General features: G+C 45.2%; 9 protein-coding genes and 1 pseudogene. 6 read left to right on the forward strand and 4 right to left on the reverse strand.

Features of this window, described 5'->3' with window-relative positions; translation table 11 throughout:
* The 3 genes and pseudogenes from AB4507_RS18080 to AB4507_RS18090 all read right to left on the reverse strand — a co-directional run.
* Nucleotides 1-213 (reverse strand): annotated as a pseudogene (locus AB4507_RS18080) (hypothetical protein); the annotation flags it as partial.
* 146 nt (nucleotides 214-359) lie between these two features.
* On the reverse strand, nucleotides 360-1103 hold the full coding sequence (locus tag AB4507_RS18085; protein ID WP_136978148.1) for a copper homeostasis protein CutC: 744 nt from the start codon (nucleotides 1101-1103) through the stop codon (nucleotides 360-362).
* A gap of 311 nt (nucleotides 1104-1414) precedes the next feature.
* A complete protein-coding gene (locus tag AB4507_RS18090; RefSeq protein ID WP_004740353.1) occupies nucleotides 1415-2023 on the reverse strand; it encodes a peroxiredoxin C in 609 nt (202 codons plus the stop codon).
* A 210-nt stretch (nucleotides 2024-2233) separates the two neighbouring features.
* Between AB4507_RS18090 and AB4507_RS18095 the strand changes: the two genes are divergently transcribed.
* Entirely contained in the window at nucleotides 2234-3139 is a 906-nt protein-coding gene (locus AB4507_RS18095; RefSeq protein ID WP_017062525.1) for a hydrogen peroxide-inducible genes activator, read from the forward strand.
* A 69-nt stretch (nucleotides 3140-3208) separates the two neighbouring features.
* On the opposite strand, the gene AB4507_RS18100 is transcribed toward AB4507_RS18095, so the two are convergent.
* On the reverse strand, nucleotides 3209-3655 hold the full coding sequence (locus AB4507_RS18100; RefSeq protein ID WP_017062524.1) for a CBS domain-containing protein: 447 nt from the start codon (nucleotides 3653-3655) through the stop codon (nucleotides 3209-3211).
* 334 nt (nucleotides 3656-3989) lie between these two features.
* Between AB4507_RS18100 and queA the strand changes: the two genes are divergently transcribed.
* From queA to secF, 5 genes are all read left to right on the forward strand, one after another.
* On the forward strand, nucleotides 3990-5042 hold the full coding sequence (gene queA / locus AB4507_RS18105) for a tRNA preQ1(34) S-adenosylmethionine ribosyltransferase-isomerase QueA (RefSeq protein ID WP_372183053.1): 1053 nt from the start codon (nucleotides 3990-3992) through the stop codon (nucleotides 5040-5042).
* Between the two features lie 195 nt (nucleotides 5043-5237).
* Nucleotides 5238-6374 carry a tRNA guanosine(34) transglycosylase Tgt gene (gene tgt, locus AB4507_RS18110; RefSeq protein WP_017056177.1) on the forward strand — a complete coding sequence of 379 codons (1137 nt, stop codon included), beginning with the start codon at nucleotides 5238-5240 and terminating at the stop codon, nucleotides 6372-6374.
* A 111-nt stretch (nucleotides 6375-6485) separates the two neighbouring features.
* Nucleotides 6486-6815, forward strand: a complete 330-nt coding sequence (yajC, locus tag AB4507_RS18115; protein WP_010440492.1) for a preprotein translocase subunit YajC — start codon at nucleotides 6486-6488, stop codon at nucleotides 6813-6815.
* Between the two features lie 20 nt (nucleotides 6816-6835).
* The gene (gene secD, locus AB4507_RS18120) at nucleotides 6836-8692 is read left to right on the forward strand and encodes a protein translocase subunit SecD (protein WP_102320714.1); all 1857 of its coding nucleotides are present in this window, start codon (nucleotides 6836-6838) and stop codon (nucleotides 8690-8692) included.
* Nucleotides 8693-8706: 14 nt separating this feature from the next.
* Nucleotides 8707-9654 (forward strand): protein translocase subunit SecF, encoded by a 948-nt coding sequence (secF, locus tag AB4507_RS18125; protein WP_017062837.1) that lies wholly within the window; start codon nucleotides 8707-8709, stop codon nucleotides 9652-9654.
* Nucleotides 9655-9811 lie beyond the last annotated feature (157 nt).

Below are 9811 nucleotides of genomic sequence, written 5' to 3' on the forward strand. Positions count from 1 at the left end.
CCTCCTCCTACTCGATTGTTCAAAAATATTCATATCAACACCAGCACGTAATCCAAGCATTGGTGTCGCTTGGTAAACGTAGGCCCCGCCTAGGCTTATACCATGTGTTGTTTTCTCTTCTACTTCGCCTGAGCGCGTTTTCGTACCGTCATAACTTGCCACGCCAATTTCAGCCTGAAAGCCGTGGATTTGGTTTCTTCCAAACATGTTTTGCTTCGTAACAGGTTTAAATCAAGAGAGCTGAATAAGTCTTTAGCCATATCTATCCATGAAAATTTTCTGCGCTATTAAATCTAATATACGTCAGTGAGTTAGATTAGTCAGCGAGGTTCTCTGGATTTATGCTGGCGACTATTGCCCTAAGCGGTGAGGGCGGCTCTCACATCAGATATCTTACTCGCATCTGTCACTGGGATCTGATAATCATCAATATTATCACTGCCCATTTGAGTACTTGAGTTGTTTTCCATTAGACTCGGCCTTGTCGATTTACCTGAAAGGTGAAGAGCAGGTACTTGGGTAGCGCTTTGAATCATTTTGGCATTCGCAGCGTTAACGCCAGCCCCCGCCATGATATCAATTCGTCCATCGGCTTGTTTGACCATTGCAGCCAATACATCGATACCTTGCTCAGCATTAGCAGCAAGCCCTGATGTCAGGACTCTTTCGCATCCAAGTGTAATGATTTGTTCTAATGCTGCTTGGAAATCAGAGCTTTGATCGATGGCTCTGTGGAAGGTAATCCCAAGCTTTAACGAGTGCGCTTTGTCAGCCAGTTGTTGCATCTTTGGCATATCAATACTTCCGTTCGGCGCTAACACACCAAGTACGACCCCATCCAATCCTGCATTTGCGCAAGCTTCAATATCTTCAAGCATACAGAGCATATCGTCGTTATCGAAAATGAAGTCGCCTTGTCTTGGGCGTATCATAGCGTAGACCGGAACCGACGAAACTATTGCCGCTTGTTTCATCATTCCGAAGCTTGGAGTTAATCCGCCAAGTGCTAATGAAGAGCAAAGCTCAATTCGATTCGCGCCACCAGATAGTGCGGTATGAAGAGATTCTAAGTTATCGATACAGACTTCAATTTCGGTGTTCATCGTGTTTATCCGTTCAAAAAGATACTGATGAAATAATAGCAATCTAGGTGTGATTCTGAATAGATGGGGATAAGGGAAAATAGAGGTAAAGTTTAGGTTTATCGCTACCTCAATTATCTATTACAAGAGTCAGTCTAGGGGAGCGAGGAGGGGGAAAACAAAAAGCCCGAAGCGTTAACTTCGGGCTTTTAATAGGACTTTACTTCTTAACTGATTGGCGGTGCGCTTTGCGCTATTAGCTTATGCTTTATGTCTCTTTAAAGAGAATCTTCCAACCATTAACCCGCGTTGAGTTCGGGCTTAAGAGGTAATTACTTGCTTAGGTCGTCAGCGTGCTCAGATAGGAATGCTGCAACACCTTTTGGAGATGCGTCCATACCTGATTTGCCTTCTTCCCATTGTGCAGGACAAACTTCACCGTTCTTCTCGTGGAAGTTTAGTGCGTCTACCATGCGTAGCATTTCGTCGATGTTACGACCTAGTGGAAGATCGTTAACTACTTGGTGACGTACAAGGCCGTCAGCGTCGATTAGGAAAGAACCACGGAAAGCAACGCCTGCTTCTGGGTGCTCAACATCGTATGCTTTGCAGATCTCGTGCTTAACGTCAGCAACTAGAGGGTATTTAACTTGACCGATACCGCCATCAGCGATAGCAGTGTTACGCCATGCGTTGTGAGAGAATTGAGAATCGATAGAAACACCGATTACTTCAACGCCTTTAGCTTGGAAATCTTCAAGACGGTTGTCGAAAGCGATTAGCTCTGAAGGACAAACGAAAGTGAAGTCTAGTGGGTAGAAGAAAACTACAGCTTTCTTACCTTTAGTGAATTCTGCGAAGTTGAAGTTATCAACGATCTCACCGTTACCTAGAACAGCTGCTGCAGTAAAGTCAGGGGCTTGACGACCTACTAGTACCATTTTGGAATCTCCTAAAAAATTAGTTGGCCCAACACATCTTTGTTTGGGCTCCGTTTCTACGGGACAAACTATAGTACAATCGGTACTATAGAAAAAAGCGAATTAAATAGATTAAGTTAATCGAAAAAAGCGATAAGCTTATTCTTTGTCCTGTCCTTAGGTCGAATGACCTTTACCTAACTTATCCTACTCATATTACAAAGTAATTTCATGAATAAATGGCCAAGTCTTAAGCAACTTCACTATCTTGTTACTCTTCACGAAACTCGTCATTTCAGTGATGCCGCAGATCGCTGTTTCGTCAGTCAATCTACGCTAAGTAAAGGCATTCAAAACCTAGAAGAGCTGATTGGTTGCCCGCTTTATGAGAAGAAAGATAAAAAGAGCCCGCTAGTTTTCACGCAAGCAGGTGAGCTGGTGGTCAAGCACGGTCGAGAGCTACTAGCGAAAGGACAAGATCTCGTAGAGCTTGGAAATCTATGTAACGGGGATGCGATGCAAGGGCAGCTGCGAGTCGGGTGTATTCCTACTATAGCGCCGTTCCTTTTGTGCGATTTGGTACAGGAAGCCAACCAGCGCTTTCCACAATTAAATTTGCTGTTACGTGAAGACACAACGACCAACCTATTGGCTGCGCTGCGTCATGGAGACTTAGATGTGCTGATTCTGGCTTTGCCTGTCGATATCGACAATATGGAAAGCCAAGTTGTTGGGCAAGACCCTTTCCGGATGGTGATCAGTCGCAATCAAGCTGATGGTATTCGCGTTCCGATTAAATACGATGACCTGCCAGACGAATCTGTATTTTTGTTGGAGAACGAGCATTGCTTAACCGAGCATGCTGTGTCGGCTTGTAAGTTAACGGATAAAGAGAAGATCAACCCGTTCACTGCGACGAGCCTTCACACATTGGTGCAAATGGTGGCCAATGGTTTAGGAACCACCTTTATTCCGCAAATGGCGATCGACCACGGTTTATTGGAAAACCAGAATCTCGTTGTGATCGATCCTCCTGGTCAGCAGGCCTACCGAGATATTGGCCTTGTCTGGCGACCAAGCTCTTCGCGTCGTGAGACATTCCATCAATTAGCGGATGTGGTATCTGAGCTTCTATAATAATCCGCTGCGACAACAATCCCTCTGAGCGGCTGAATTGGCCGCTCTTCTTTATATCAATTCCGAGCGTTACTCTACTTCTGCTTCTTCTGGCTCTACTTCTTCTTGCAGCTCCAGTAAATTGATCGCTATCGTGACAAAATCGCTGTCTGTAATAATGCCTACTAGTTCGTGGTTTTCTACGACAGGTAAACAGCCCACTTTATGTTTCTGCATGTAGATAGCCGATTCTTTTAATCCTGCACGCGGCTCTACCGACATAACACTTTTGTGCATGATGTCGTTGAGGGGAGTAGCAAGAGTAAAAGATTGAGCTTGTGGGATGTTTTGTAGGCTGGATTCTTGAGCGGCGAGAACGTCTCGTTGTGTGACGACACCTAGTAGTTGCCTGTCGGAATCGACGACCGGAATATGGCGGATATCAAGTGCTTCCATCATGTGCTTAGCATCGGCCAGTGAGTGTGAGCGCAATAGGGTATGAGGGTTGCGAGTCATCATATCTTCAACCTTGATCATACGAACCTCCTTCTTTTTTATTTGTTGCTATTACTATAGTTTTTTATCCAAAAAATAACTGAGATCTGACGCATTCTTGGGTGAGTTTTATGCAACTAATTCTTTAGCTTGAAGAGGTGAATCAGTCGCATTATTTTACGCCTCTTTACAATAATCCAGTGCTGTAAACCTTGCTATTGCGGCTCGTGTGCCTATACTAGCCCACTGCGAAATTTTTAGTCGTGTTTGCGATGTGTTTCTGGTAACGATTGACTTACCGTAACGATTATCCAGCAACTACGATTTATGATTCGTCAACGGCACAAATCTCATCAACTAAGACAAGACTAGACACATGCAAGTTTCAGATTTTCACTTTGACCTACCAGATGAACTCATTGCTCGCTACCCTCAAGAGGAGCGTACAGCAAGCCGCCTGCTTAAATTAGATGGCAACAGCGGTAACCTAGCTGATGGTTCGTTTAAAGACGTTTTAGACTTGGTTGAGCCAGGCGATCTTGTTGTTTTCAATAACACTCGAGTGATTCCAGCTCGTGTATTTGGTCGCAAGGCATCAGGCGGTAAGCTTGAAGTGCTGGTTGAACGTATGCTTGATGAGAAAAGCATTCTTGCGCATGTTCGTTGTTCTAAATCACCGAAGCCGGGTACCAAGTTGTTCCTTGGTGAGAACGATGAATATGAAGCTGAAATGGTGGCGCGTCACGATGCGTTATTCGAAATCCATTTCACATCTGATCAAAGCGTTTTAGAGATTCTTAACAGTGTTGGTCACATGCCACTGCCTCCTTACATCGATCGTCCTGATGAAGATGCAGATAAAGAGCGCTACCAGACTGTCTATAATGAAAAGCCGGGTGCGGTTGCAGCGCCAACAGCAGGCCTTCACTTTGATGAGAAGCTAATGGCTGACATGAAAGAAAAAGGTGTTGAGTTTGCTTACGTGACGCTTCATGTTGGTGCTGGTACGTTCCAGCCAGTAAAAGTTGATAATATTAACGATCACCACATGCATGCTGAGTACGTTGAAGTGCCGCAAGAAGTGGTTGACGCCGTAGCTGCAGCAAAAGCCCGTGGCGGCCGTATTATTGCTGTTGGTACAACATCAGTACGCTCACTAGAAAGTGCAGCGCAAGATGCGTTGAAGAAAGGCACAGAGTTGGTTCCTTTCTTTGGTGACACTGAAATCTTTATCTTCCCTGGTTACGAATACCAGTTGGTGGATTGCTTGATTACCAATTTCCACTTACCAGAATCAACGCTGATTATGTTGGTGAGTGCATTTGCAGGTTACGACAATGTGATGGGCGCATACGATCACGCAGTGAAGAGCGAATATCGTTTCTTCAGCTACGGTGATGCCATGTTCATCAATAAGAAAACAAGCTAATTTAAGCTAGTTATAAACGATATACATAAGAATTTACGGGTGCTAGCAGTAAGCTAGGAGTCGGGCAGGGTGTCTGTCTAATCTCTCGCAAGGAATACGCGACCGCTCCTCATAGAGCTCACTGGACTGAACTTTTGTTTGGCTTAAGGTTCTGAATTAACAGTCAGATTGTTTCTCTGGCATATTGGAGGCTTCGTGAAATTAAAATACGAACTTAAAAAAACTAATAGCGGCGCACGTCGTGGTCAACTTCAGTTTGAACGCGGTACCGTTGAAACCCCAGCATTCATGCCTGTAGGTACTTACGGTACTGTTAAAGGTATGACACCTGAAGAAGTAAAAGACACAGGTGCTGAAATCCTATTAGGTAACACATTCCACCTATGGCTACGTCCTGGTCAAGAAATCATGAAAATGCACGGTGACCTGCACGATTTCATGAACTGGCACGGTCCTATCCTGACTGATTCAGGCGGCTTTCAAGTATTCAGCCTAGGTGCAATGCGTAAAATCACTGAAGAGGGTGTTCATTTCCGTAACCCTGTAAACGGTGACAAGATCTTCATGGACGCTGAGAAGTCTATGGAAATCCAAAAAGATTTAGGTTCAGACATCGTAATGATCTTCGATGAGTGTACGCCTTACCCTGCGACACACAAAGAAGCAAAAGACTCAATGGAGATGTCTCTTCGTTGGGCTGAGCGTTCACGTAACCACTTCGACAAACTTGAAAACCCGAACTCACTGTTCGGTATCGTTCAAGGTGGCGTGTACGAAGACCTTCGTGATGTATCCGTTAAAGGCCTAACAGAAATTGGTTTTGACGGTTACGCAGTAGGTGGCCTAGCAGTAGGCGAACCAAAAGAAGATATGCACCGCATTCTTGAGCACACATGTCCTCAACTGCCAGAAGATAAGCCACGTTACCTAATGGGCGTAGGCAAACCGGAAGACTTGGTTGAAGGTGTTCGTCGCGGTATCGACATGTTTGACTGTGTAATGCCAACGCGAAATGCACGTAACGGCCACCTGTTTGTGACTGAAGGTGTGATCAAGATCCGTAATGCGAAGCATAAAACCGATACAACACCACTAGATTCAGAGTGTGACTGTTACACTTGTAAGAACTACAGCAAGTCGTACTTACACCATTTGGATCGTTGTAACGAAATCCTAGGTGCTCGACTGAACACGATTCATAACCTGCGTTTCTACCAACGAGTAATGTCAGACATTCGTCAGTCTATCGATGAAGACCGCTTTGAAGAGTTCGTTGCAGAGTTCTACGCAAGAATGGGGCGTGAAGTGCCACCACTAGGTAAAGAATCTTAGTATTTCTTTTTTGCGAGCCCTATCTCTCTTCCGAGTGATGGGGCTTGAAAATAAAGGGATGCAACCCAATTAGACAAACAATTACGAAAATATAAATAGAGGATGTTTTAAATGTTTATTTCTCAAGCTCACGCAGCAGCAGAAGGTGCACCAGCAGGCGGCGGTTTCGAAATGCTTATCATGCTAGGTATGTTCGCTGTGATCTTCTACTTCATGATCTACCGTCCACAAGCTAAGCGTGTTAAAGAGCACAAGAACCTTATGTCTTCTATGGGCAAAGGTGATGAAGTTCTTACAAGCGGCGGCCTAATTGGCAAGATCACTAAGATTGCAGAAGACAGCGACTACGTTGCTATCGAACTGAATGCAAACAACGAAGTAGTTATCAAGAAAGACTTCGTTACAGCAGTGCTACCAAAAGGTACTCTGAAATCTCTATAAACAGCTAGAGGATCCTCGCTGTGCTAAACCGTTACCCGTTATGGAAGTACCTGATGGTGGTGTTTACTATCGCCATCGCTGCGTTGTACGCACTTCCGAATATATACGGTGAAGATCCGGCAGTTCAAGTTACAGGGGCGCGCGGCGCCTCTGTAGATATGTCTACGCTGGATGCTGTCACCAATGCTCTTGAAGCTGAAAACCTTTCTACTAAATCCGTTGCTCTAGAAAACGGTTCCATTCTTGTTCGCTTTAACGATACTGACTCTCAAATTAGTGCTCGTGATGTCATCACTGAAGCATTAGATGAAGACGTAATCGTTGCTTTAAACTTAGCTGCTTCAACTCCTGATTGGCTTGAATCTATTGGTGCTGCACCAATGAAGCTTGGTCTTGACCTACGTGGTGGTGTTCACTTCTTGATGGAAGTGGATATGGACGCTGCGATGCAAAAGCTGGTTGGCCAACAAGAAGAAGCGTTCCGTAGCGAACTTCGTGAAGAAAAAATCCGTTACCGTGCAATTCGCCCATCTGGTAAAGATGCGGTTGAAGTGATTCTACGTAACGCCGAGCAGCTTGCTGAAGCAAAATCGCTACTGCAATCTAAGCACCAAGACATGACGTTTGTAGATTCTGAATCTAATGGTCGTTTTTCTTTGGTTGCTAGCTTCACAGAGGCTCGTCTTCAAGAAATCCGCAACTATGCGGTAGAGCAAAACATTACCATTCTACGTAACCGTGTTAACGAACTTGGTGTTGCTGAACCTTTGGTTCAACGTCAAGGCTCTAGCCGTATCGTAGTGGAATTGCCTGGTGTTCAAGACACGGCTCGCGCTAAAGAAATTCTTGGTGCTACCGCGACGCTTGAGTTCCGTGAAGTGGATAGCAGTGCTGACTTAGCCGCTGCCGCTTCTGGTCGTGCCCCTGCGGGTAGCGAAATCAAGCAAGATCGTGATGGTCGTCCTGTGGTACTTAAGAAGCGCGTTATTCTAGGCGGCTCAAGTATTACTGATGCAAGCTCAAGTGTTGATGAATATGGTCGTCCTCAAGTTAACATCTCGCTAGACAGCGAAGGTGGTAGCAAGATGTCTGCATTCTCTCGTCAGAATATCGGTAAGCTAATGGCAACGGTATTTGCAGAGTACAAAGACAGCGGTCGTAAAACACCGGAAGGTCGAGTTATCTTGAGTAAGCACGAAGAAGTGATTAACCAAGCGACGATTCAATCTGCGCTAGGCCGTAACTTCCGTATTACTGGTATCGATTCAACGGCTGAAGCTCATAACTTGGCACTTCTACTGCGTGCTGGTGCATTGATTGCGCCTATCTCGATTGTAGAAGAACGTACCATTGGTCCATCTATGGGGCAGCAAAACATCGATATGGGTATCATGGCGATGGTTTGGGGTATGGCTGCTGTAATGCTGTTTACGCTGCTTTACTACCGTAGCTTTGGTCTGATTGCGAACGTTGCGCTAATGGCTAACTTGGTGTTGATTATCGGTGTTATGTCGATGATTCCGGGGGCTACCATGACCCTACCAGGTATTGCCGGTATCGTATTAACGGTTGGTATGGCGGTTGATGCGAACGTTCTGATCTTTGAGCGTATACGTGAAGAGCTTCGAGATGGACGCAGTCCACAACAAGCTATTCACCAAGGTTACGCGAACGCATTCAGCACAATCGCCGATGCCAACATCACCACACTACTAACAGCAATCATTCTATTTGCTGTGGGTACGGGTGCTATCAAAGGCTTCGCGGTAACGCTGTCTATCGGTATCTTGACTTCAATGTTTACAGCTATTATCGGAACACGTTGTATCGTGAACCTGATGTATGGCGGCAAACGCGTTAAAAAACTGTCGATCTAAGGCTAGGAATTAATATGTTTCAGATTCTAAAAGCAGACAAAATGATCGACTTTATGCGTTGGTCAAAGGTTGCCTTTGTTTTTTCTATCTTGATGATTGGTACTGCTATCTTCACCCTAACAACGAAATCGTTGAACTGGGGTCTAGATTTTACTGGCGGTACTCTGATTGAAGTTGGTTTTGAACAACCGGCACACCTTCCTGATATTCGTAGTGCACTAGAAGCCGAAGGCTTTGGTGATGCAACGGTACAGAACTTCGGTTCAGCTCGTGATGTGATGGTTCGTTTACGTCCACGTGATGGCGTAGCGGGCGAAACGCTTGGTAACCAAATCCTTTCTGCTATTGAGAATGGTACTGGTGAGCAAGTTGAAATGCGTCGTATCGAGTTCGTTGGTCCTAACGTGGGTGACGAATTAACAGAAGCGGGTGGCCTTGCTATTCTAGTTTCTCTTATCTGTATCTTGATCTACGTATCAGTGCGATTTGAATGGCGTTTGGCTGCGGGTGCAGTATTAGCACTGGCGCACGACGTTATCATCACTCTGGGTGTGTTCTCTCTAATGCAAATTGAGGTCGACCTTACCATCGTAGCAGCCTTGCTAACGGTCGTCGGTTACTCCCTCAACGATACCATTGTTGTATTCGACCGTATCCGTGAGAACTTCCGTAAGATGCGTAAGGGTGAAGCACCTGAAGTACTGAACAGCTCAATCACACAAACATTGAGCCGTACATTGATCACTTCTGGTACCACGTTATTCGTAGTTATCGCACTGTTCGTTCAGGGCGGCGCTATGATTCACGGCTTCGCGACTGCACTTCTACTGGGTATTACGGTTGGTACTTACTCTTCTATCTACGTTGCATCTGCACTGGCTATGAAGTTAGGTATTACGCGTGAACACCTAATGCCACCACAAGTGGACAAAGAAGGTGAAGAGTTTGACGAGATGCCTTAGGCCTTGGCTTAATAAGTTTCGCTAAACCAAAAAAACCGCTAGGCAACTAGCGGTTTTTTTACGTCTGTATTCTAGGGAAGCTCAATACAATTTAGCGTTGAAGTATGTTGAACTTCATTTCACTAAGAGACATCCTGATCGTATCTCGTATCTCGTA

The organism is Vibrio sp. 10N.222.54.A3 (genome assembly GCF_041474095.1).
Taxonomy (GTDB): Bacteria; Pseudomonadota; Gammaproteobacteria; order Enterobacterales; family Vibrionaceae; genus Vibrio; species Vibrio crassostreae_C.